The 24,541-nt window shown below is 46.3% G+C and carries 16 protein-coding genes; 9 read left to right on the forward strand and 7 right to left on the reverse strand.

Annotated elements, in window-relative coordinates; genetic code table 11:
• Positions 1–43 precede the first annotated feature (43 nt).
• The 6 genes from cmk to odhB all read left to right on the forward strand — a co-directional run bounded on the left by cmk (position 44) and on the right by odhB (position 10,701).
• The gene (gene cmk / locus L0659_RS03660) at positions 44–751 is read left to right on the forward strand and encodes a (d)CMP kinase (RefSeq protein ID WP_235124269.1); all 708 of its coding nucleotides are present in this window, start codon (positions 44–46) and stop codon (positions 749–751) included.
• 1 nt (position 752) lies between these two features.
• The gene (locus L0659_RS03665) at positions 753–1,823 is read left to right on the forward strand and encodes an FAD-binding oxidoreductase (RefSeq protein ID WP_235124271.1); all 1,071 of its coding nucleotides are present in this window, start codon (positions 753–755) and stop codon (positions 1,821–1,823) included.
• Positions 1,824–1,839: 16 nt separating this feature from the next.
• Positions 1,840–5,070 (forward strand): hypothetical protein, encoded by a 3,231-nt coding sequence (locus tag L0659_RS03670; protein ID WP_235124273.1) that lies wholly within the window; start codon positions 1,840–1,842, stop codon positions 5,068–5,070.
• A 105-nt stretch (positions 5,071–5,175) separates the two neighbouring features.
• Positions 5,176–6,099 (forward strand): PorP/SprF family type IX secretion system membrane protein, encoded by a 924-nt coding sequence (locus tag L0659_RS03675; RefSeq protein ID WP_235124274.1) that lies wholly within the window; start codon positions 5,176–5,178, stop codon positions 6,097–6,099.
• A gap of 112 nt (positions 6,100–6,211) precedes the next feature.
• On the forward strand, positions 6,212–8,974 hold the full coding sequence (locus tag L0659_RS03680; RefSeq protein ID WP_235124275.1) for a 2-oxoglutarate dehydrogenase E1 component: 2,763 nt from the start codon (positions 6,212–6,214) through the stop codon (positions 8,972–8,974).
• A 50-nt stretch (positions 8,975–9,024) separates the two neighbouring features.
• The gene (gene odhB, locus L0659_RS03685) at positions 9,025–10,701 is read left to right on the forward strand and encodes a 2-oxoglutarate dehydrogenase complex dihydrolipoyllysine-residue succinyltransferase (protein WP_235124276.1); all 1,677 of its coding nucleotides are present in this window, start codon (positions 9,025–9,027) and stop codon (positions 10,699–10,701) included.
• Between the two features lie 72 nt (positions 10,702–10,773).
• Here the strand turns inward: odhB and L0659_RS03690 are convergent, their stop codons facing one another.
• Together L0659_RS03690 and dtd are read right to left on the reverse strand one after the other, a co-directional pair.
• Positions 10,774–11,100: a nucleotide pyrophosphohydrolase gene (locus L0659_RS03690; protein WP_235124277.1), complete on the reverse strand. Its 327-nt coding sequence runs from the start codon at positions 11,098–11,100 to the stop codon at positions 10,774–10,776.
• Between the two features lie 66 nt (positions 11,101–11,166).
• Entirely contained in the window at positions 11,167–11,619 is a 453-nt protein-coding gene (dtd, locus tag L0659_RS03695) for a D-aminoacyl-tRNA deacylase (protein WP_235124278.1), read from the reverse strand.
• Between the two features lie 111 nt (positions 11,620–11,730).
• Here dtd and L0659_RS03700 point away from each other — a divergent pair, with 111 nt between their 5' ends.
• Positions 11,731–13,158, forward strand: coding sequence for an L-serine ammonia-lyase (locus tag L0659_RS03700; protein WP_235124279.1), 1,428 nt, complete (start codon positions 11,731–11,733; stop codon positions 13,156–13,158).
• Here the strand turns inward: L0659_RS03700 and mgtE are convergent.
• On the reverse strand, positions 13,155–14,507 hold the full coding sequence (mgtE, locus tag L0659_RS03705; RefSeq protein ID WP_235124280.1) for a magnesium transporter: 1,353 nt from the start codon (positions 14,505–14,507) through the stop codon (positions 13,155–13,157). The two genes, L0659_RS03700 and mgtE, sit on opposite strands and share 4 nt — an antisense overlap.
• Before the next feature lie 68 nt (positions 14,508–14,575).
• Positions 14,576–15,376, reverse strand: coding sequence for a 16S rRNA (adenine(1518)-N(6)/adenine(1519)-N(6))-dimethyltransferase RsmA (rsmA, locus tag L0659_RS03710; RefSeq protein ID WP_235125246.1), 801 nt, complete (start codon positions 15,374–15,376; stop codon positions 14,576–14,578).
• Between the two features lie 87 nt (positions 15,377–15,463).
• Here rsmA and L0659_RS03715 point away from each other — a divergent pair, with 87 nt between their 5' ends.
• Positions 15,464–19,078, forward strand: a complete 3,615-nt coding sequence (locus L0659_RS03715) for a PAS domain S-box protein (RefSeq protein ID WP_235124281.1) — start codon at positions 15,464–15,466, stop codon at positions 19,076–19,078.
• A gap of 136 nt (positions 19,079–19,214) precedes the next feature.
• Positions 19,215–22,085: an outer membrane beta-barrel protein gene (locus L0659_RS03720; protein WP_235124283.1), complete on the forward strand. Its 2,871-nt coding sequence runs from the start codon at positions 19,215–19,217 to the stop codon at positions 22,083–22,085.
• An 86-nt stretch (positions 22,086–22,171) separates the two neighbouring features.
• Here the strand turns inward: L0659_RS03720 and L0659_RS03725 are convergent, their stop codons facing one another.
• From L0659_RS03725 to L0659_RS03735, 3 genes are read right to left on the reverse strand one after another with little or no spacing between them, the layout of a single operon-like run.
• On the reverse strand, positions 22,172–22,804 hold the full coding sequence (locus tag L0659_RS03725; protein WP_235124286.1) for a LysM domain-containing protein: 633 nt from the start codon (positions 22,802–22,804) through the stop codon (positions 22,172–22,174).
• A 58-nt stretch (positions 22,805–22,862) separates the two neighbouring features.
• A complete protein-coding gene (gene purE / locus L0659_RS03730; protein WP_235124288.1) occupies positions 22,863–23,354 on the reverse strand; it encodes a 5-(carboxyamino)imidazole ribonucleotide mutase in 492 nt (163 codons plus the stop codon).
• Between the two features lie 14 nt (positions 23,355–23,368).
• Positions 23,369–24,499, reverse strand: coding sequence for a 5-(carboxyamino)imidazole ribonucleotide synthase (locus tag L0659_RS03735; RefSeq protein WP_235124289.1), 1,131 nt, complete (start codon positions 24,497–24,499; stop codon positions 23,369–23,371).
• Between the last annotated feature and the right edge of the window lie 42 nt (positions 24,500–24,541).

Consider the following 24,541-nt stretch of genomic DNA (forward strand, 5'->3'; position numbering starts at 1 on the left):
GCCCATTCTTTCTTCTATTTTTGCAAACACAAGATTCATCCTTATGCCCAAAATAATTGTTGCGATTGATGGCTATTCCAGCTGTGGCAAAAGCACAACTGCGAAACTGGTTGCCAAGCAACTGAATTACCCCTATATCGACACCGGTGCCATGTATCGCGCTGTTACATTGTATTTTATCCAAAATCACGTCAGTCTTACAAACCCCAAAGAGACCGAAACAGCGCTTAGTAATATTCATATTTCCTTTCGAAGACACGCGGAACTCGGGCGCAATGACACTTACCTGAACGGGCTGAATGTGGAGGACGAGATCCGCAAAATGTATGTCTCCGAGAAGGTAAGTGATGTGAGCGCGATTGCGGAAGTAAGGCATGCATTGGTGGCGCAGCAGCAGCGGATGGGCAAAACCAAGGGCATCGTAATGGATGGCCGTGATATAGGAACTGTCGTTTTTCCACAAGCGGAATTGAAAATTTTCATGACCGCAGATCCGCTGATCCGCGCGCAAAGAAGGCAGCTTGAATTGCTTGAAAAAGGCGAGCTGATAGGGCTGCCAGAAATTGCCGAAAACCTGAAAATGCGCGATCACATTGACACAACCCGTGCAGAAAGTCCGTTGCGACAAGCCGCTGACGCCGTTTACATTGATAATTCGCTGATGACGCTGGACGAGCAGGTTGAAATGGTTGTGAGGCTGGCCGATGAGCAGATTGGTCTATCACTGCGCAGGAGAGCGAGCCGGGCCTGATATGGAAGAGCACGACTATGACTATCTGATTATAGGACAAGGCATTGCAGGCACTTCACTGGCCATGCATTTATTGGATCTTGGTAAAAAAATCTTGATTATCAATGATTCCGAGGCGCCATCATCTTCAAAAGTTGCGGCTGGGATATTTAATCCTTTAACGGGTAAAAAGCTTGTTAAGACCTGGCTTGCAGACGATCTTTTTCCTTACGCCAAAGGTTTCTATGGCTATCTGGAAGCGATATTTGGCGGGAAGTTTGTGCATGAAGCACCCATTTACAGGCCATTCCGCTCCATAGCCGAGCAAAACACCTATCTCGCACAGACCGCCGATCCAAAAATTGCCTCCTATGTGAATCAAAACGGAGAACCAGCTGATTTATCTGGCTATATCCATGCAGATTATGGCGGTTTGGAAGTCATCAGGTCAGGATGGATCGACCTGCCTGTTTTATTGGAACAAAGCAAAAATTACTTTCTTGAATACGGAATGCTTGTTGATGAGGCATTCGATATCAATGCATTGTCTGTTTCAACAGATGGAATTGTTTGGAAGGACAAGACATTTGGAAAGCTGGTTTTATGCCAGGGATTTAAGGCTTTGGAGAACGACTTTTTCAACTGGCTTCCCTTTACGCCGGTAAAAGGCCAGATCCTGGACATAGAAACAGACGTTTCGCTGCAAAACTACATTGTGAACCAGGGGATTTTTCTGTTTCCGATCAGTGAAAAGGTCAGCCGGGTAGGAGCGACCTATTCCTGGGACCCGCTGGATTGGGAGCCGACAAACGAAGCAACGGCCGAATTACAGGAAAAGCTCGATGCGCTGTTGAGAATGCCATATCAAGTTAAGTCAGAAGTGGCCGGGATTAGACCGTCTGTAAAGGACCGCAGGCCGCTGGTTGGTGTGCATCCCGCGTACCATAATGTTGCTATTTTCAATGGATTAGGCACGAAGGGCGTTACGCTGGCACCCTTTTTTGCAAATGAGCTCGCCCAACATTTGGAAAACGGCAAAGAATTGAATCCGCTAGTTAATATTCAGCGGTATTTTTCGTTATATTTCCGTTGAAGTCAGCCTTAGCACTATGAGCATAAAATCTATATACAAGTTAACCTTCTCGGTCGGTCTTTTAGCGGTTTTAGGATTATTTACCGAATCAGTAGCGCAGCGCTACCCCTCTCAGGAAACCTTTGGAAAGAACAGGGTCCAGTATAAGACATTCAACTGGAAAATATTCAGAACAACCAATTTCGAGATCTATCACTATCAGGGCGGAACTGCGCTTGCCAAGCTGACTGCGCAATATGCTGAAAGTGAATTTGATAAGATCACCGATATCCTGGGCTGGACGCCTTACAGCCGTGTGAAGATCTTCCTTTACAATTCTCCCGCTGAGCTGGAACAGAGCAACATGGGACTGTCCACATTGGATAACCTGAATGAGCAGAAACTGGATCTTTCCCAGTCGCGCGTGGAAGTTGCATACACCGGAAACCAGGTTACATTTCGTCAGAAACTGGTAAAAGATATCAGCCTTTTGTTTGTCTATGACATGCTTTACGGCGGAAATATGAAGGAAGCATTGCAAAGCTCATTGCTTCTGACACTTCCGGAATGGTTTATGTCCGGGACTGCCGCCTATATTGCAGAAGGCTGGTCGCCAGAATTGAACGATTACATGCGTGATTTTTTCAAAAACCGCAATGTGCGCAAGCCAACATTAATGACCGGCAACGATGCAACATTAATTGGTCACTCCATCTGGAATTACATTGCAGAACGCTACGGGAAGGACAAAATCTCGGATATCCTGAACCTTACCCGCATTATCAGGACAGAGCAGACCAGCATTACCAGCACATTGGGAATCCAATCTTACAACCGCTTCTTACGCGATTGGAAAGCATATTATTTAAACCAAAACAAAAACGCCGAGCAATTTTACGCCGACTCAGCCCCGACCTGGAAATATAAGCTGAACGAATTCGGTGTTTCCGATGCAAGCGCAGTGATCAAGGTGTCTCCGGATAAGAAATTTACTGCGGTTAGCGAGATCAAGAATGGTCGTTACCGGGTTTATTTGTTTGATAGCGAAAGCGGAAGCAAAAAAATCGTTCGTCAGGGCAAGCTTGATTTCATAGGAGGAAGGGTGAAAACGCAACCACCGCTTTTGGGTTGGTCCAGAAACAATGTGTTATCGATCCTGGCCACTGAAAACGACCGTAAGAATTTTTATCAATACGAAAACCTGGGCACGAAAAAGGTCAAGGTGAAGCTGAAACGCAACATTCGCGGTCTGGATCAGATCGTTGATATGGATGTTTCGCATGACGGAACAATGCTCGCAGTGAGCGCTGATAAGGGTGGACAAAATGACCTTTATCTCATCAGCGTGGCAAGAGCTTCTGCATTGCCATTAACCAGTGACCTTTACGATGATCTTTCGCCACGTTTCGTACAGGGTTCGTCGCGCAGGGTTGTCTTTTCCTCAAACCGTTCGGTCGATTCGCTGGGGACCGGCGATAAAGGGAGTTACAAATCCATTTCGGGCTCATTTACCATATTCGAGCATGACGGAACGCCTAAGTCCGATAATCTTTTGAAACTGGTTCAGGCGAATGGGAAGACCAAGATTTTGCCGGTTTATGCAGATGAAAATGACATTGTATACATTTCCAATGAGAAAGGTGTAAGCAACCTCTTTAAGTTTAACCGCGCCAGCAACACAAATTCCCAGCTGACCAATTACATCCAGGGCATCAGAAATGCGGATCTGACGACCAGGTCGGGCGGTGGATTGGCTTACACTTACTTGAATGATGGCTACTATACAGCTGCTTTTAAAAACGGTTTCGATATCAATGCAACTGTAAACACACCCGCATTAAACAATGGTGGGGCAGCAACGGGAGCACCGGCCGCCGGACAGTCGGTCGCCGGAGCGTCGGTAGGTCAGAAATCGGATTCGACACAGCAGGCAAAACCTGCGCAAGCGCCAAAAATTGCATTGAAAGAAGGAGAAGTGGACACCGACAATTATGAATTTGACGAGGATGTCCTGAAATCGTTTGAATCCAAACAGCGCAGAGGAACATTCCCGACCACGCCAAGCACATTGTCGAGATCCAAAGCAACCCGCGAGAACATTGCGATCAAAGGGCCATATCCATACAAAGGGTTATTTATTACCAATGATGCCAGCTCCGACTGGCGCATCGATCCGATCAGAGGATTTGGTTATGCGCAGTCGATTTCTATGAATGATCTTCTTGAAAATCACGTCATTAAGGCAGGGCTTTTCATTTCGTCCAACTTCCGGAACAGCGATCTTTTTGCAGAATATAACAACAATACATACCGCATTGATTTCGGACTGCGCATTGACAGAAAGAGCCTTTACGTAGATTCGGAAGGGGCGCCACAGAAATACCGGTTTAATCAACTGATGTTTACGGCTTCGTATCCATTTTCAACAACGAGCCGTTTCTCACTTTCCCCAATGTTCACGTCCACACGCATGATCGATGTGTATCTGTTGCCCAATCCCGACCTGGCGTCCAGCTACGGCGGTTTGAGGAGCGAATATGTGTTTGACAACACGCGGGTGAACGGCATGAATATGATGGAGGGAACGCGTTTCAAGATTCGTTATGACTTGCAGCAAGGTCTCTCGAATGGCAACGAAAGTTTCAACCGAGTAAGTCTCGATTTCCGTCATTACCAAAAAATTCACCGTGATCTGATCCTGGCAGTGCGCGCTTCGGCCAGCCATTCGGGTGGTAAGGCGCCTAAACAGAACATTCTGGGTGGGATGGAAAACTGGATCGGAAACAAGAAAGAAACCCGCACCGGCGACAATCCACTGGATTTCCAGAAAGACAACCGCGATATTTTCTTTGCAGATTTTGCAACCAACCTTCGCGGCTTTAAACTGAACAGGTTGTCAGGAACAAGTTATATGTTGCTGAATGCAGAGTTGAGGATCCCGTTGGTGAAATATCTGTATCGCGGCGCTATTACTTCCAGCTTCCTGCGCAACTTCCAGATCGTTGGTTTCGGGGATATTGGCACTGCCTGGACTGGTAAAGGGCCATTTAGCGAAAATAATAGTTTGAATACACAAATCATCGGAAGTGAGGAAGATCCGTTCCGCGCAACGGTTACCAACTTCAAAAACCCTTATTTAATGGGCTATGGAGTGGGTGCGAGAACAACATTGTTTGGCTTCTATGCGAAGTTTGATTATGCCTGGGGCGTTGACAATGGTTACACAAACAAGGCTGTTCCTTACGTGACATTGGGTTATGATTTTTGATTAAAAAATCAGTATAAACAAAAAATTTCAGGTTCTTTATGGTGGCAAGGGATAACCTCTCTTGCCATTTTTATTTTAATATTTGACTTAGATTCAACCATTCTCATGAACACACGATCTACCCTTACAAAAGTAACATTTTGCCTTTTGCTGTTTCTGGCTGCGAGTTTTCAAACTGTTTTGGCGCAAAGAGAAGTTCTCTACGAGCAATATGTGCAAAGTCCGATGACCATTAATCCAGGCTTTACGGGTGTGCGCGAGACATTCAATATGACCGCAATGTTCCGCAGAAAATGGTTTAACATTCAAAATTCGCCTTCCAGCCAAACATTCACAGCCGACGGAACCGTTGCTAATGGCAAATTTGGAATAGGTTTTATGGCACTGAACGATCAGACCAGCTTTTTTACTACCACTGGCTTTTCGGGTTCATTCGCATTTCACCTCGAGATTTCTGATAACTGGAAACTTGGGCTTGGCGCCCAGGGCGGAATTAATGTGCTTCCAGTTGTAGATTTAAGCTCGCCCAGAAATAATACGGTGCTTGGCAGTTTTGGGCTCGGGGCTTGGCTGCATTCAGATCGTCTGTATTTTGGACTGTCCAAACCGGAACTATTAGCACAGAATTTTGGCAATCAGGCAATAACCAGCGTTTATCGTCGTCCCTTATATATAATGGCCGGTGGCAGTTACGAATTGAATGATGATCTTATGATCCTGCCGCACGTTTTGTTTGTCCAGGAAAAAGACCATGCGCTGCGTTTTGACATAGGCAGCAGGTTTTGGTTTAATGAAAAGGTGGGCATAGGAGCCTCATACAGGGCTGGGGGAGGATATCAATCGTTTTCACAAAAGGTGGATTATTTGCAGATCTCGGCAGAAGTGCAGGCTGGCAAGAATATCAGACTGGGATATTTTTACAGCACGCGCCAGGTCGAACAACTTTACGCCAACTATTCCGGCCCGAAAGGCATACATGAACTGATGCTGAAATTTGTCCCGAGTCCGAACGGATTTCAGAAAAACTAGTGCGGCTGGACGGTCAGAGATCGTTTTTGGCCTAAGTTAAAAGGAGAATTTATTCGTAATGTTTTAATAAGTCTCGTACCTTTGTGCGGTAAATGAAATACTCACTTTTGTGATGGATAAATACACATATATAGCAAATTCCGACGGCGCTTACATAGAGGAATTGTACAATTCCTATAAGCAGAATCCAGCTTCCGTAGACGAAGGCTGGCAGAAATTTTTTGAAGGCTTTGACTTCTCACAAAAGTATCCTGTAAACGGCAACGGCCATGCGAATGGCGCTGCGAACGGCAAGGAATCAGCCACAATTTCTAAGGTTGATCCTGCCAGGATCCGCAAGGAAATGGAGGTTGTCCACTTAATCCGTGGTTACAGGTCAAGAGGCCACTTATTGGCCACTACTAACCCCATCCAAAAGCGTAAAGACCGTCAGCCACAGCTGGATATCGCCGATTTTAACCTTAGTAACGAAGATCTTGATTCGGTTTTTGAAGCAGGCGTGGAGGTTTTTGGCCGGCCGGCAACATTGCGTGAGATTGTCGATTCCCTGACTACGATTTATACAAGAAACATTGGTTTCGAATATTTATACATCCGCGACCGCGAGCAAAAAAGCTGGTTGCGTAAGAAAATTGAAAAAGAAGCGCTGAATATGAGTTTCTCGATTGATGAGAAAAAACATATTCTTTCAAAGTTGAACGAGGCGGTTGTTTTTGAAAATTTCCTTCACACAAAATATTTAGGTCAAAAGCGTTTTTCTCTGGAAGGTGGCGAAACCACGATCCCGGCGTTGGATGCAATGATCAATAAGGCCGCAGAAATGGGCGTTGTGGAAGTAATGATAGGAATGGCCCACCGTGGCCGTTTGAACGTGCTTGCCAATGTGATGCAAAAAACTTACGGTCAGATCTTCAATGAGTTTGAAGGCAATTTGCCGGACCAGGTTTGGGGTGATGGCGACGTAAAATACCACATGGGTTTTGCCAGCCAGATCACAACCAAAAATGGCGAAAAAGTACATTTGAAGCTTGCGCCTAACCCTTCTCACCTTGAAGCCGTTAACCCGGTTGTGGAAGGTTACATCCGCGCACGTGCCGATGGCATGTATGACAGTGATTATGACCGCGTTCTGCCGGTTTTGATCCACGGTGATGCAGCAGTTGCAGGGCAGGGGATCGTTTATGAAGTAACCCAGATGTCTGCGCTAAATGGCTATTACACAGGAGGAACTATCCACTTCGTGATCAATAACCAGGTTGGTTTTACAACCGACTTCATTGACGCCAGATCAAGCATTTATTGTACAGACATTGCCAAGATCGTCGATGCGCCTGTATTGCACGTCAATGGTGATGATCCTGAGGCAGTTGTATTCTGTATGCGACTGGCTGTGGAATATCGCCAGACATTCAATAAGGACATTTTCATTGATATGGTTTGCTACCGCCGTCATGGTCACAATGAAGCGGACGAGCCGAAATTTACACAGCCGGTTCTTTACAAATCCATTGAGAATCACCAGAATCCAAGAGAGATTTATCAAAAAACGCTTTCAGATCGGGGTGATATAGATGCGCAATTGGCGGCTAATATGGACAAAGAGTTCAAGCAGCTTTTGCAGGAAAGATTGGATATGGTGAAGCAAAAAGCATTGCCATATATCATGCCGAAACTGGAACAGGAATGGCATACTTTGCGCAAATCGAGGCCGGAGGATTTTGAGAAATCCCCTGAAACCGGTGTTCCTTTGGAAATATTGGAAAAAATCGGGAAGGCATTGATCAGCACGCCTGAGAATTTCAGCCGTCTGAAACAGATTGATAAGTTGCTCAAAGACCGCGAGCAAATGATCTTCGATAAAAAAGAAGTGAACTGGGCCACAGCCGAATTGCTGGCTTACGGATCTATTCTTACCGAAGGAAATATCGTAAGATTAAGCGGACAAGATGTGCAGCGCGGAACATTCTCTCACCGCCATGCGGTGTTAAGGGATGTTGAAACGAATGCAGCTTACAACAGCTTGCAGCACATTCAGGAAGATCAGGGACCATTCATGATCTACAACTCGCTGCTTTCGGAATATGGCGTTTTGGGTTTTGAATTTGGATATTCCATGGCCAATCCGAATGCATTGGTCATTTGGGAGGCGCAGTTTGGTGACTTTGCGAATGGCACACAGGTGATCATTGACCAGTTTGTTACTTCAAGCGAAACGAAATGGGACCGCTGGACCGGGTTGGTAATGTTACTTCCTCATGGTTATGAGGGCCAGGGACCTGAGCACTCGAATGCACGTCCGGAGCGTTATTTGCAACTTTCAGCCAATTACAACCTGATCGTGGCAAACGTAACAACGCCTGCGAACTTCTTCCATTTGATGCGCAGACAATTGAAATTCCCATTCCGCAAGCCTTTGGTAGTGATGTCGCCGAAATCAATGCTGAGGCATCCGCTTTGCGTTTCGCCGATTGACAGCCTTGTAAATGGCTCTTTCCAGGAAACAATTGGTGACACTTTTGCGGATCCGAAAAAGGTGAAAAAAGTGTTGCTGTGCACAGGAAAGCTATATTACGAGCTTTACGAAAAGCAGCAGACAGATAAGCGCGACGATGTGGCCATTATCCGTCTGGAACAAATGCACCCGTTCCCTCAGACCCAGATTGATGCGCATTTGGCACAATATCCGAATGCAAAAGTATATTGGGTGCAGGAAGAACCTTTCAATATGGGTGGCTGGACATTCATGTTAAGAATGTACAAAGGCGCGAAACCTTTACAGGTGATCGCCCGCGAGTCAAGCGCTTCGCCTTCAACAGGATTCTCGAAAATCCATGCGAAGGAGCAGGCTGAGATCATTAGCAGGGCTTTTGAATGATATTCCTATAAAATTTAGACACTTAGTTCGATAACAAGATTGCACATAAAATGGCTGAAATTGAGATAAAAGTACCGCCCGTTGGCGAGTCCATTACAGAGGTTACAATTGGGAATTGGTTCAAAAATGATGGCGATTTTGTGAAAATGGATGAGGTCATTTGCGGACTTGATTCGGATAAAGCGACATTTGAATTAACAGCAGAAGCAGAAGGCGTCTTGCGCATTAAAGCGCAGGAAGGCGATACGCTGAACATCGGCGACCTGATTGCAACCATCGATTCAGCCGCAAACGGTGCATCGAAAGATAGTGCTCCGAAACAGGAAGTTGCGTCTAACGCTGCTGCACCAGCTGCATCCGCCGCTGAAGAACCGGCTGCCGATAAGATTGAAGATAAAGCCGGTGAGCCAGCCGCTGTTGCGCCAGCCGCCGCCGCAGCAGCGCCGGCATCTGCGCAAGGGCAGGCTGCACCAGCTGCCGTTCCCGCGAGTGGAGGCAAGGCATATGAAATGAAAGTTCCCGCAGTTGGCGAGTCCATTACAGAGGTTACCATTGCTTCATGGAGCAAAAAAGATGGTGATCATGTAGAAGTTGACGAGATCCTTTGCGAACTGGAATCGGATAAGGCAACATTCGAATTACCGGCAGAAGCAGCAGGAACGCTCCGCATTGTTGGTAAAGAAGGTGAAACATTGTCAATAGGCGCAATCATTTGCACCATTGAGCCAGGAGCCGGTGGAGCACAAGCATCAGCAGGTTCTCAGCCACAAGCAGCCGCACCGGCCGCAGAAACAGCCGGAGCGGATAAAGCATACAGCGAAAAACACGCTTCACCCGTTGCGGCGAAAATTTTAGCTGAGAAAGGAATCGATCCAAAAGATGTTAACGGATCAGGTTCAGGAGGCAGAATCATGAAAGACGACGCGCTGAAAGCCGGAAGCAAACCCGCTGAAACTGCTGCGCCGTCACAATCCGCTGCTCCGAAACCAGCCGCAGCTGCCTCAGGGCCAGTAGCACCAGCCGGAGCGAGAGGTCAGCGTCGTGAGAAGATGTCGTCATTGCGTAAAACCATTGCACGGCGTTTGGTTGCTGTGAAAAATGAAACAGCAATGCTGACCACATTCAACGAGGTGGATATGAAGCCCGTTATGGATGTGCGCTCCAAATTCAAGGATAAGTTTAAAGAGAAACATGAAGTTGGTCTAGGCTTTATGTCATTCTTTGTAAAAGCTGTAACCGTTGCGTTGAAAGACTTCCCGGTTATCAATGCTTATATGGATGGCGAGGAGTTGGTTTACAACGATTATGCGGACATTTCGGTAGCGGTTTCCACGCCTCGCGGTTTGGTTGTGCCTGTGATCCGTAATGCTGAAACGTTGTCGTTTGCAGCTGTGGAAAAGGAAATCGTTCGCCTGGCTGTGCGTGCACGTGATGGTAAACTTGGCCTGGATGAAATGTCTGGCGGAACCTTTACAATCACTAATGGAGGAACATTCGGTTCTATGCTTTCAACACCGATCATCAATGCGCCGCAGTCCGCTATTTTAGGAATGCACAACATTGTGGAACGTGCCGTTGTTGTTGATGGTCAGATCGTTATTCGCCCGATTATGTACGTGGCGCTTTCTTATGACCACCGCACCATTGACGGTAAGGATTCCGTAAGCTTCCTGGTTCGCGTGAAGCAGCTTTTGGAAGATCCGATGAGATTGTTGCTTGATATGTAATTTGATATCGCATTATAAATACGAAGAGAGCCTGGTTCATCCGGGCTCTCTTTTTTTGTCGGCTGATTTTAATTAGCTCAACTTTTCATTGTTTTTATGCCGGTCGCTATCCCTTTCGGTTTTCTTGGCCATATTCTTTTCAAAAGCCTCGGTCAGATTAACGCCCGTTTGGTTGGCAAGACATATCAGCACCCACATTACATCCGCCATTTCATCGCCCAGGTCTTTGCCCAGATCCGATTTTTTAAATGACTGATCGCCGTAAGTCCTCGCCATAATGCGGGCAAGTTCGCCCACTTCTTCGGTCAGGATCGCCATATTGGTAAGTTCTGAAAAATAACGGACACCGTAGGTTTTGATCCAGGTATCGACTTGCGACTGTGCTTCTTGGATGGTCATGGGTTAATGTTGAATGCTGAATGAGTGAATGAGTGAATGGATGAGCGTGTGCCGTTGCGCTGAAATTTAAATCCTGTTTTTTGAATCAATGACGATTGTTACCGGGCCGTCATTTAGCAAGGCTACTTTCATATCTGCTCCGAAGATTCCGCGTTGAATGGGTTTTCCTAATTCTGTTTCCAGGAAAGTGATCATCTTTTCATAAAGGGGGATGGCAACCTCTGGCCTGGCTGCTTCGGTAAAGGATGGCCTGTTTCCCTTCTTCGTACTCGCATGTAACGTGAATTGGCTGATTAATAGAATGTCGCCATTCACCGATTTTAGATCCAGATTCATTTTATCATCACTATCCCCAAACACGCGCAAGCCAATAATTTTCCTGCCAAGCCATTCAATATCTTCCAGATTATCCAAATGGGTGACGCCTAGAAGAACCAGGAATCCCTTTTGTATTTCCCCCTCAACCTTCCCCTCAATGGTAACAGACGCGCTGCTCACGCGCTGGATTACTGCGATCATAATGAAATCAACTTATTAATTATTCGTTTTTATAAAGGTAACCCCAGAATTTCCAGCTTTCCAAAACATCAAAAACTCTCGTTAACTTTACCCGAGGCAATTTCGATTGACATGAAAGAAGAACGCATATCTGTTTTTGATATTTTTAAGATTGGGATTGGGCCTTCCAGTTCGCATACGATTGGGCCTTGGCGGGCGGCGCAGCAGTTTTTGGCGGCTGTTGAGGCGCGATGCGGGCTGGATCAGGTGCGGGCGGTTAATATTCATCTTTATGGTTCCTTGGCGAAAACCGGAAAGGGACATGGGACGGATATTGCGGTGATCCTGGGTTTGAGCGGCTATGATCCGGTTACGGTTCAGACTGAGCATATTGATGAGATTCTGGCTGAAATTGCTTCGAAAGAATGCATCCTGCTCCCAGGTGACTTACGGGTGGTTTTTTCTCCAAAAGAGAACATTCACTTTCATAAAAACGAAACACTTCCATTTCATCCCAACGGCCTCACATTCATTGCGGACTGCGAATCTGCGGGGTTAGTTGAGGAATCATATTACTCGGTGGGTGGCGGTTTTGTCATTCAGGAAGGAAAGTCGGGCGACGAGGTGAAGAATTGTGTGAATCTGCCTTATCCGATCGATCAGGCGGCAGACCTGCTCAAATGGCATCATGCCTCTCAAAAGCCGATTTGGGAAATAGTTTTGGAAAATGAGAAGGTTTGGAAAGATGAAAACCTGGTCAGAAGCGATCTGCTGAATATCTGGAATGTGATGCAGCAAAGCATTTTCCATGGTTGCCAAACGAACGGCGTTTTGCCTGGCGGTTTGAATGTGCAGCGGCGTGCTGCAGCATTGAATGAAAAGCTTTTGAAGGACTTCGTCTGTGCGGGCTGCGACGATTGGATGGACGCGATCAGGCGTGGAGGCGCTGGTTTCAGTTACACATTAGACTGGGTAAGCTGCTTTGCCTTAGCGGTTAACGAAGAAAATGCCTCATATAGTCGGGTTGTTACGGCGCCTACAAATGGTTCGGCTGGGGTAATCCCGGCGGTGATTCAGTATCACCTTACTTTTTGTGGTGGGACGGAGGAAGATGTATTTAAATTTTTGCTGACAGCCGGCGAAATCGGCAGCATTTTTAAGAAAGGGGCCACGCTTTCGGCTGCTATGGGCGGTTGCCAGGCTGAAATTGGTGTTTCGTCGGCGATGGCGGCGGCGGGATTGGCGCAGGTTTCGGGCGGGACGGTGGAGCAATGTTTGATGGCTGCGGAAATTGCTATGGAGCACCATTTAGGCCTTACATGTGACCCTGTGGGCGGTTTGGTGCAGATTCCCTGCATTGAGCGGAATACAATGGGGGCGATTAAGGCGATTACGGCTTGTCAGCTGGCGTTGCAAAGTAATCCGGATAATGCAAAGGTGTCGCTCGACAATGTAGTGCACACGATGTGGGAAACGGCGCTGGATATGAACAATCGTTATAAGGAGACTTCGGAGGGTGGGTTAGCGGTGAATATTCCGATTAGTTTGAGTGAATGTTAGAGATTCAATAGCAAATGCGCCAATCCGAAATATACGCCGTAACCGATCAGGTCATTGGCTGTGGTGATGAATGGGCCGGATGCTACTGCGGGGTTGATTCCGATTCTTTCCAATAAAATCGGCGTCATGGTTCCCATAAATGAGGCGAGAAAAACGACGGACATTAATGCTGCTGAAACGACTAGCGCTAATTGTATATCGTTGCCAATGAGTAAATTAAATCCAAAAACAATCGTGCTGATGATAATGCCATTGATGAACGCAACGGCAAACATTCTGATCAGGCGCTGACCAACCGTGGTGTCCAAACCTGTCTTATCAGCCAGACTTTGAAGAATAATAGAAGAAGTCTGAATGCCCACATTTCCGCCGGTGGATCCGATAATAGGGATAAAAGCCGCCATGGCCGGGATAATCTTTAAATCTCCCTCAAAAAAACTGATAAATTTCGCCGCCAGAATTCCACCCATCATGCCGACCAACAGCCACGGCAAACGCGCTTTGGTTTGCTGCCAGATCGTGTCATCTTCTTCCACATCCCCAGTAATACCCGCCATAGCAAGCGTATCAGAACTGGCTTGTTCGGTGATAACATCAATCACGTCATCAATGGTGATCCTTCCTAAAAGCTTTCCCTGGACATTCACAACAGGCAATGCATCAAGGTCATAGCGCTGCATCAGTTCAGCAACTTCTTCGGCTGGACGATAGGTTTCTACGAAAATAACATCCTTATCATACAGACTTTCAATGCGTGTATTTTTATGAGCCAGGACGATTTTTTTCAGGGAAAGAAGACCAAGTAATTTGCCAAAATTATCAACGACATAAACAGCGTACACTTTTCCAACATCTTCCGCCTGCTGACGTAATTCTTCAATGCATTGATTTACAGTCCAGTTCACATTGGCCTTTACCAATTCTTTCTGCATCAGACCACCTGCCACATCTTCGTCATAATGCAGCAGATCGAGAATAAAACGCGCTTGTTCGCGGTCTTCCAGCAGGGCAATTACTTCTTCACGAACGCGGATAGGCTGTTCATTCAGCAAATCCACCGCATCATCTGAGTCAAAAAGGTTGACAAAATGCGATATTTCTTCTGACGTGAATGCTTTCAGGAACTCGCGGCGCTCGTTAGGGTCCATGTCCGCAAGGATCTCCGCTCCGCGTTCCACATCCAGCTGCGTGATCAGGAATTTAGCACTCTCAGTTTCCAGCTCCGACAAAAGACCAGTAATGTCTGCCGGAAAAAGGCTCTCCGTCTCTGATCTTATCGAAGCAGAATCTTCTTTTTTAATCAGTTCCTGAATGTGCTCTACGTATTCCTTGGTTAATTCAAACGTCATTGGTCACTTTGCTTTTAGCAATTAGCAGAATGGCTCATGGCCATAGTATATACTTTTTAAAGGCAATTTCAGATCTGCGGCTGCAATTCTTGAGCAAGTTTTGTAAGCTCCACGAATTGCGCTACGCTCAACTGCTCGGCCCGTTTGGTCAGCAACGGATTTTCCGGGAATTCACCGATAGGTTTCAACGCATTCCGAAGCGTTTTTCTCCTTTGGTTAAACGCCGTTTTCACAACCCGGAAAAACATTTTTTCATCACAATCTAATGCTGCAACCGCGTTTCTGCGCAACCGGATCACGCCCGACTGGACTTTGGGAGGCGGATCAAATGCGCCCGGCGGCACCGAAACGAGGTAATCTATATCGTAAAATGCCTGTAATAGAACGCTCAGAATGCCGTAATCCTTGTTTCCCGGCGGGGACGCAATGCGCATAGCCACTTCTTTTTGAAGCATACAAACGATCTCGGGGATCTGATCGCGGATTTGTAATGCGCGGAAAAAGATCTGTGAAGAAATGTTATAGGGAAAATTGCCAATGATGGCAAAAGGCTCGGAAAAATAATCGGCCGGATTGAATTTCAAAAAGTCACCTTCGATGATCCTGGGCGTCAGATTCTCGTAATGTTTTTTTAAGTAGGCGACAGATTCGGTGTCAATTTCGATCACATGCGTGGTGAATGCATCTTTCGTAATCAGAAACTGAGTCAGGACGCCCATGCCCGGGCCTATTTCCAAAACCTTACTGTAACCATTATGCCCGGAGAGGCCGTCAACGATCCGTTGAGCAATATTTAAGTCTTTCAGAAAGTGCTGGCCCAAATGCTTTTTGGCCCTCACTTTGGAGTCGTCGCGCTTTTTATAATTTATTTTCACGAACCAAAATTACGGCTTAATTCGTAGATTTATCGAATAAAGAATAGGAAGGAATCTTAAAAGTGCGATTATCGAGATACTATGGAAATGATCTTGTCCCAGACCGATTGGCAGACTATACACGCTACACTTCAGCATCTGAACCTAATTGGAATTACCTTTTCTCCGGACTTCATCATCCGTAATATCAGTGCGCATGCTTTGATGAAAACGGGCTGGCAGGAGTCGGATTTGGTGGGGCATAGCATATTTGACAAACTGATTCCCAAAGAAGAAGAGCACGAAATAAGGCAGATGCTGGAAGAGGGAATCCAGGGAAAACGGAAACTGGAACAGCGCGAGGTTCCTTTTTTAGCTCAAAAAGGCACATTAAGGACGTTTTCGATCAATAGTGTGCTTATGCATAGCGAGCAGGACGAGGTGGAATGTGTGACCTTGGTAGGTGACGACATTACGCGCCGCCGTCGGATGGAATCGTCCATTGCCAAATCCAATTCGCAATTGCAGGATCTCGTCGATAACACAAGCGATCTGATCCAGCTCGTTGCGATCGACGGAAAATTCATATTTGTAAACAAAGCCTGGCGCGAAGTGCTGGGTTATGGGCTCGACGAAATTGCGTCCATGCGGATGGAAGACATCCTGCACCCGCAGCATAAGGAACAAGCCCTCGCACAATTAAAGTTGATCGAACAAGGCCATTCCAATCCTAATTTCGAGGCGGTTTTCGTGAGCAGGGACGGTAAAAAAGTGTTTGTTGCCGGAAGTGTCAATTGCCGGTTCGATAATGGTAAGCCTACCGCATTTCGCTGTATTTTAAATGATTATACGGAGAAAATAAGGGCTGAAAAGGCCCAAAATCTATATTACAGCATTGCTAACTGGACGGTTAACACGCAAAATCTGGACGATTTTTACCATAGCATTCACGAAGCACTGGGTAAGATCATCGACATTAAAAACTTCTTCATCGCGCTTTACGACCCGAGCAAAAGCTACATTTATTTCCCTTATTATGTCGATCAGTATTTTCAGGGAAATGTGAAGTTTACCAAAAGAAAATTGGGCAATGGTGTGACGGAATATGCCATTGCATCCAATAAACCGCTTTTTTTATCAGGTGAAAAAATAGAAGAACTGGCTAAAACCAACAGCCTTTATTTATACGGTGTAACGCCAAAATTGCTCCTATGCGTGCCCCTGCGCGTAGGCGACCGTGTGACAGGGATCATTGGCGTAAAATCCTATGACGACCCTAACATGTTTGATGCCAGGGATTTGGAGTTGCTGGAATTCATTTCCGGGCAGGTCGCTATGGCCATTGCAAGGAAACAAAGTGAAGAAGAGCTAAGCAAATATCTGGCGCGCTTGAATGCAATTTTCGACAGCAGTTCTCACTTGATATGGTCGGTGAATAAATCTTTGCAGCTGACTTCATTTAACAGAAACTATGCGGATCTTATTCAGAATCAGCTGGGTGTGAGGCCATCGCTGCAATCCAGCGCGGAAAAATTCGGCTGGCGAATGGTTGGTAACAGCAACCGCAGAACGCTGGAAACGAAATACAGACAGGCATTAAAGGGCGAACCGCAATATTTCGAGTTTAAAATAGACCGCAAAGACCAGGGTGAAATGTGGCTGGAATTTTACCTGAACCCAATCCATTATGCAGATGGCGTGATTGAGGAAGTTTCAGGCATTGCGCGCGACATTACGCGCAGGAAAGAAGCTGAGTTATCGTTAAGGCATAGCGAAGAACTTTTCCGGGGGATTTTTGAAAACCTGCAAGACATTTATTGCCGGATCAACCGTTTGGGCGAGATCACCATGATCAGCCAATCGGTGCTGAAAAGGCTTGGTTACCTGCCTAGCGAAGTGATCGGGCACAAAATCCTCGAATTTTTTCCGGACAGAAAACGGATACATTCTGCATTGATCCGGCTGCGGCGGAGCAAGAGCCTGCGTAACTTCGAAATTTCGCTTTACCGCAAAGACGGGACTGAAAGGCAGTTTATGATCAATATGCTGATGTTCACCAACGACAAAGGCAAGCCGACAGAGATCGCCGTTCTCGCGCGTGACATTACCGAATTGAAACGCAATGAGCAGGAATTGCTCAAAGCCAAGGAACACGCGGAACGCTCATTGAAGGTTAAGGAAGGCTTTTTGGCAAACATGAGCCACGAAATCCGTACGCCGATGAACGGTGTGATCGGGATGATCGACTTGCTGGGTGAAACGCCGCTCGATGTGGAGCAGAAGGATTATGTGATGACGATCAAACGGTCATCGGAAACATTACTAAACATTCTGAACGACATCCTGGATCTTTCCAAAATTGAAGCCGGAAAGATGGAACTGCACGAAGCACCGATTGCGACCGAAGAATTGTTGCTCAAACTCGTTTCCCTTTTCGGGCAGACGGCCAAAAGCAAGGGAAATACGCTCACCTATCACATTGCACCCGACATTCCGAAGTACATCATTGCGGATCAGACGAGATTACTTCAAATCCTCTCGAACCTGACTTCCAATGCATTGAAATTCACTGAGAATGGGGCAGTTACAGTGTTCCTGACATTGGTTCAAAAAGACGGATTGTTTCATAAAATCAAAGTGGAGGTTCAGGACTCGGGCATAGGGATCAGTCCGATGGACCGGCAGATATTGTTTACTTCATTTACGCAGCTCGATAATTCTTCACGTAAATCTTTTGGCGGAACCGGACTTGGATTGGCCATTTCCAAGCAGTTGTGCGAGCTGATGCACGGGGAAATCGGCGTGGAATCTACTGTTGGAGAGGGGAGTACATTTTGGTTTACATTTGAAACAAAAGAAACTTCCATCGCCCAGGCCAGCACCATTGTGCAAATGGAGGAAACGCCGATTGAGAATGTTTTCAAGGATTACCATCCCACGATCCTGCTTGTGGACGACAATGCGGTGAACCGGAAAGTGGCCAATGAAATCCTGAAGAAATCGGGTTGTTACGTGGATCTGGCGGAAAGCGGTTTCAAGGCGATTGAAATGGTGGAGGCCAAAAGGAAGGTTTCAGATGTGAGTTACGACATTATATTCATGGATATCCAAATGCCGGATATGGATGGCGTGGAGACTTCCCAGGAACTCAAAAAACGCTTCCCGGATTCTATGCCGCCGATTGTTGCTATGACGGCCTATTCCATGAAAGAAGATCGCGACCGCTTCATGAGCCAGGGCATGGACGATTACATTGCCAAACCGATCCGCGCGCAAACATTGCTCCTCAAAGTGAAAGACTTACTAGGCAATGTGGAGAGCCGCAAGCTGGAATCAAAACAGCGCGAAATTGCACAGGAGATTATTTTGCCGGTTCTGGACAAAGAAATTATCGATCAGCTGAACGGCATAGGCGGGCCGGACCTGGTGTGGTCTGTGTTTGAGGATTTTGTTACGGAATCCAATGAACTTGTTTCGGGTGCGGTGGAGGCTTACGCGACTGGCGACATCAAAACGGTTAAAAGTAATTTGCATACATTGAAAGGAAGTGGCGGAACTGTGGGCGTGGCGCAGGTTGCGGAAATAGCCCGTGATGCGGAATGGCGTTTGAAATCGGATGATACAAGCACACTGGCCGAAGCGCTTCCGCAGTTGGAAAAAGCATATCAAAAGTTCCTGGATTCGTATGAAGGGCTTTTAAAAGACTGGTTGAAGTGAGTTTTTCTCGTCGGGTAAATCCCGGCGTTGATCTATAAGTGCGGTGGTTTTATCGATTGTAGGGGTTTATTGCTGAGCGGGATTAAACTATAATCAAAAAGGAGGCTCTAAACTGCAATAAACCTTTACAGAAACCATGAAAAGATTCGCATCCCTACTCTCGCTGCTGATATTATTATCGTTATCAGCATTTGCACAACAACCAACAGGCCGGATAACAGGCGTGGTCAAAGACAGCGTAACCAACGAGCCGGTCGTTGGTGCATATGTGGCGGTGAGCAGGAACCTGCCGGATGCGAAGCCTGAATATGTAACAACGGATATCGACGGCAAATTTTCCTTTAATGGTCTGGCCAAACAAGCGGCTTACCTGGTAAAGGTTTCTTATCTAAGCTATAAAGATGCTTCCCGCACAATTACATTACAGGATGATATCCAGGATGTTGGCACATTCCAATTGAGTGAAGCGGTTGCCAATTTGAAAGAAATCAAAGTTGTAGGACAGGTTACGGCCATGGAACAAAAGGGTGATACGACCCAATTCAATGCGGCTGCTTACAAAACCAATCCCGACGCAACTTCCGAGGATCTTATCCAGAAAATGCCTGGCATCACCGTCACAAACGGAACTGTAACTGCTCATGGTGAGACCGTTAACAGGGTTTTAGTGGACGGAAAGCCATTCTTCGGGGAAGATGCTGCATTAACATTAAAATCCCTTCCTGCCGAGATTGTTGATAAAATAGAAGTTTTTGATAAACTAAGCGATCAAGCCCAATTCACAGGTTTTGACGACGGTAACGGACAGAAAACGATCAACATTGTAACCAAAGCTGATCGTAAAATGGGCCAGTTTGGTAAGGTTTTCGCAGGTTATGGCTTGGATAACCGTTATCAGGCGGGCGGTAATGTGAGCTTTTTCAAAGGCAATCAGCGTATATCGGTGATCGGGCTGAGTAATAACATTAATATGCAAAACTTTTCAAGCCAGGATCTGATCGGTGTTTCCGGTGTCGGAGGCGGAGGAAGAGGTGGCTCGGGCGGCAATTTCCTGGTTGGGAATCAAAGCGGAATCACCGGGACTAATTCCTTCGGTTTAAATTATGCCAATAAGTTTGGTAAAAAGGTGGATGTTACGGGCAGCTACTTCTTCAACCGCACCGGCAACAGCAATCTGCAAAGTATGCAGCAGCGCTTTATTCTGCCAGGAGATACGGACTCAACGGATCAGATTTACGATGAAAACAGCCGCACCAACAACACCAACGCCAATCACAGACTCAATTTTAGAATTGAATATAACATTAATAAAAACAACTCGCTGATCATTACGCCGCGTTTGAGCTTTCAGGACAATAGTGCGGTGAGTACAAAGGTGGGGCTTAACACATTGAATGGCCTGCGGATCAACAGCCTGGATAACAGCCAGCGGAATGCGACCAATGCTTACAACTTCAATAACGACGTTTTGTTCCGTCATTCATTTGAAAAGAAAGGCCGGACGTTGTCTGTGAATCTGAATACGCAACTGAATGACCGTAACGGCATTGGTAATCTTTATTCCAGAACCATGTTTTACGATAGCCTAGGCCTCGCCGCAAGAGGCGATACGCTTGATCAGGAGAGCTTTACATATTCCAACGGCGTAACATTGGGAGGAAACCTGATCTACACCGAGCCCATCGGCAAAAACAGCCAGTTACAATTCAACTATGGCCTTACAGTAAGCAACAGTGATTCCAAAAAGGAAACTTATAATATGAGTTTTGACGAAAATACGTATTCAGACCTGGATTCGCTGCTTTCCAACACATTTGATAATCGTTATGTGACGAATCGCGCGGGCGTCGGCTATCGTTATCGTAAGAATAGCTGGACTGCGAATTTTGGGCTGGACTTTCAGAATACGGGCTTGTATAGCCAGCAATTGGCGCCCATCAATGCGAAAGTGGATCAGTCATTTACCAATCTGCTGCCGAATTTCATGCTGAGTTACAGATCCAAAACGGGCACGCAATTCCGTACATTTTTCAGAAGCTCAACAAACCAGCCGTCCATTTCCCAGTTGCAGAATGTGATCGACAACAGCAACCCGTTAGCATTAACCGCCGGTAACCCGGATTTGAAGCAGGAATACCGAAACAGTTTTAATGTGCGCTATTCGCTGGCCGGTGCCGAGCGACCTTATAACCTGAATGCAATGGTTTTCGTAACACAAACCAACAATGCGATTGTCAACTCAACATTGATCGCACAAGAGCCGACCGAAGTGGCTAACGGCATTATTCTGGAACGCGGAGCGAAATTTACGAAACCTGTGAATGTGGATGGAAGCTGGAATGCGAGGACTTTCCTTGCTTACGGAAAACCGGTTGCGCCGCTGAAATTGAATGTGAACCTGACAACCGGCTTCAATTATGTGCGTTCGCCGGGTCTGATCAACAACATTTCCAATTTTTCCAACACTTACGCAGTTTCGCAGGGTTTGGTTATCAGCAGCAATGTGAGCGAGAGGCTTGATTTTACGCTTTCTTATTCAGGCAATTACAACATGGTCCGCAATACGATCCAGCCGAATCTGAACAACAATTATTATACGCAGGGAATCACCGGCCGCGTGAACTGGATTTTCGGAAAAGGATTTGTTGTTCAAAGTGATATCAGCAAGCAGTCATACAGAGGTTTGGGAGAAGGTTATAACCAAAATTTCACCTTATGGAACGCAAGCATTGGCAAGAAATTCCTGAAAAACAATGCAGGTGAATTGAAACTGACGGTTTTTGATATCTTGAAACAAAACAACAGCATTACCCGGAACGTGACGGAAACTTATGTGCAGGACGTTACAAACCGTGTTTTGACACAATATGCAATGCTGACATTCACTTACACGCTGAGGAATTTTGGTAAAGCTCCGGCTCCGGAAAACAACCGTCGCAGAGATTTTGACAGCGGTGAGATGCCTGGCGGCAGGGGCGGAAGAGGAGACAGAGGTGGGTTTAATTAAGCATTTACTTAAAACAGGATATTAATGCCAAAAAAAGCCCGGAACGAGGCATCGTCCCGGGCTTTTATCTATCTCTGTTTGAAATTCTATTTTCTGGATGCAAAAGGAATGATCAGTTTCTCACCTCTTTCCGAGAAGTCCTTTGTTCTGCCATTTGCTTTCATAAGTGCTTCCTTGGTAACCCCATATTTGCCGGCAACAACCCTTAAAACATCACCAGGGCCCACTGTATGCACAGCTTGCACCTGAATTTTAAGCCTGGTTACATCCGATTTTAATTCGGGAGTAGAAGCATTCAAACCTTTTAATGTTTCCAATTTCAAATTATAGCGCGATGCAATGCTTGAAAATGTTTCACCGCCTTTCACTGTATGCGTAATTTGCTCACCGCCTACTGAGGACGCCGAAACAGAAGGTGTTGTTTCTTTTTCAGCCTCTTTGGGTTTATCCTTAGCCGCGGCAGGCGTTTCCGTTGCCGGTGTTTCTAATGCCTCGGCAGGTTCGTCGGTAATTGGTTCACCTACACTGGGTTCATCAAGTGTTGAGTCCACTACAACCGAAGTAAGTTCTTCGGAGTTGGAAGAACTGTCGGAAATGTATTCATACCCCACGTATAACATTGCTAATACCAAAAGAACCAACACAAGCAGGGTAACGATAGGGAGGTTGGACTTTTCGGTCGGACGGACATTTCTTTTCTTAGGGAATTCGTCTTCCATAGCCGGTAATCGATGTTTTTGTGGTGCTAATTAATTTTACGAAAATACTAAAGACCTTCTAACTTCCAAGGTGATTTCTCAATTCCTCATTCATCACCGCCACTTTTTCTTTGAGGCTTTCTTTAAATAAATCAAGCCGTTTTCCGACCTCCTGATCGCTGGCTCCAATGATCTGAGCGGCTAAAATCCCGGCATTTCTGGCGCCGTCCAATGCGACTGTGGCAACCGGAACGCCCGAAGGCATTTGCAGAATGGACAGAACTGAATCCCAGCCATCAATCGAATTACTCGACAGAACCGGGACGCCGATAACCGGCAGTGAAGTAAGCGAAGCAACCATTCCAGGCAAGTGGGCTGCGCCGCCTGCACCGGCAATGATCACCTGTAACCCGCGGCTTCGGGCCGATGAGGCGTATTCCAGCATGCGTTCAGGAGTCCGGTGTGCGGAAACGATTTCCATTTCGAAAGCGATCCCAAGCTCGGAAAGTGCATCAGCTGCCTGCTGCATAATTTTCCGGTCTGAAAGGCTTCCCATTATGATTCCAACCATTACTATAACGAAGATTACTTACTGATTACTCTGATATTCTTTTTAACAAAATCAACCTTTCTCTTTAAAGACGCGATATCGGCATCCATAATGGTAATATGGCCCATTTTTCTGAATGATTTTGTAACTGCCTTCCAGTAAAGGAACGGGAAAACCTGTTCAGTAGCCAACAATTTCTCCATTCCTTCATAAACTGCCGGACCTTCGTAACCTTCTTCGCCCAGCAGATTGACCATTGCGGAGGGCCCATACGCGTGCGTACTGCCCAGCGGCAAGTCCAGAATCGCCCGCCAATGTTGCTCATATTGCGAAGTCGCATTGGCGCGAATGGTGTGGTGCCCGCTGTTGTGCGGCCGTGGAGCCACTTCGTTGATCAGGATCTCGCCATCTGCCGTCATAAAAAGCTCCACAGCCAGCAACCCCACGATCTGAAATGCCTCTGCTGTTTTTCTGGCTATTTCCTGCGCTTTTTCGTCAATTGATTTTTCAATTTCTGCCGGAGCAAAAAGATATTCTACGAGGTTCAGTTCGGGATGAAAAACCATTTCCACGGTGGGGAATGTAGTAATCTCACCTTTCACATTGCGCGCCACAATCACCGCCAGTTCTTTTTCAAAAGGCACTGCTTTTTCCAGAAGCCCGGGCTGCTCAAAGGCTTTTTCGATATCCGCTTCGGAGGTTAGGCGCTGCACGCCGCGGCCGTCGTAACCGTCTTTTCCGAGCTTGTGAAATGCGGGCAAAAAGGAAACATTTCTGTAAACATCCTCCCGGTTTTCTGTCAGTATAAAGTCGGCAGTAGGGAGATTATTTTCTTTGTAAAACTGCTTTTGAATTCGCTTATCCTGTATCTGGCGGATTACAGATGGCTGAGGGAAGATTTTCTTGCCTTCCTTTTCCAGTGTTTCCAGAGCCTGAACATTGACTTTTTCGATTTCTATTGTAATGACATCCAGGTTTTTACCAAAATTATAAACCGTGTCATAATCCTGTAATGAGCCTTGCTGGAAGTGAGGGGCAATTTGTTTGCATGGAGCTTCTGCGTCGGGATCAAGGACGTGAATGTCCAGATTCCAGTCCACAGCAGCTTGTAAAAGCATCAGTCCTAGTTGGCCGCCGCCAAGAATTCCTATTCGCGATGAAAGCATTTAAAAGATTCGGTAGTGTCACACAAAATTGGTGTAAAAACC

The sequence above is a fragment of the Dyadobacter sp. CY347 genome, from assembly GCF_021502655.1.
GTDB lineage: Bacteria > Bacteroidota > Bacteroidia > Cytophagales > Spirosomataceae > Dyadobacter.

Bases quoted from the DNA above. Each gene is read 5' to 3' on its own strand.
- L0659_RS03675 (WP_235124274.1), top strand. From the start codon at position 5,176: ATGAACACACGATCTACCCTTACAAAAGTAACATTTTGCCTTTTGCTG.
- L0659_RS03720 (WP_235124283.1), top strand. From the start codon at position 19,215: ATGAAAAGATTCGCATCCCTACTCTCGCTGCTGATATTATTATCGTTA.
- L0659_RS03725 (WP_235124286.1), bottom strand. From the start codon at position 22,804: ATGGAAGACGAATTCCCTAAGAAAAGAAATGTCCGTCCGACCGAAAAG.
- L0659_RS03700 (WP_235124279.1), top strand. From the start codon at position 11,731: ATGAAAGAAGAACGCATATCTGTTTTTGATATTTTTAAGATTGGGATT.
- L0659_RS03735 (WP_235124289.1), bottom strand. From the start codon at position 24,499: ATGCTTTCATCGCGAATAGGAATTCTTGGCGGCGGCCAACTAGGACTG.
- purE (WP_235124288.1), bottom strand. From the start codon at position 23,354: ATGGTTGGAATCATAATGGGAAGCCTTTCAGACCGGAAAATTATGCAG.
- L0659_RS03665 (WP_235124271.1), top strand. From the start codon at position 753: ATGGAAGAGCACGACTATGACTATCTGATTATAGGACAAGGCATTGCA.
- L0659_RS03670 (WP_235124273.1), top strand. From the start codon at position 1,840: ATGAGCATAAAATCTATATACAAGTTAACCTTCTCGGTCGGTCTTTTA.
- L0659_RS03680 (WP_235124275.1), top strand. From the start codon at position 6,212: ATGGATAAATACACATATATAGCAAATTCCGACGGCGCTTACATAGAG.
- mgtE (WP_235124280.1), bottom strand. From the start codon at position 14,507: ATGACGTTTGAATTAACCAAGGAATACGTAGAGCACATTCAGGAACTG.
- cmk (WP_235124269.1), top strand. From the start codon at position 44: ATGCCCAAAATAATTGTTGCGATTGATGGCTATTCCAGCTGTGGCAAA.
- dtd (WP_235124278.1), bottom strand. From the start codon at position 11,619: ATGATCGCAGTAATCCAGCGCGTGAGCAGCGCGTCTGTTACCATTGAG.
- odhB (WP_235124276.1), top strand. From the start codon at position 9,025: ATGGCTGAAATTGAGATAAAAGTACCGCCCGTTGGCGAGTCCATTACA.
- L0659_RS03715 (WP_235124281.1), top strand. From the start codon at position 15,464: ATGGAAATGATCTTGTCCCAGACCGATTGGCAGACTATACACGCTACA.
- L0659_RS03690 (WP_235124277.1), bottom strand. From the start codon at position 11,100: ATGACCATCCAAGAAGCACAGTCGCAAGTCGATACCTGGATCAAAACC.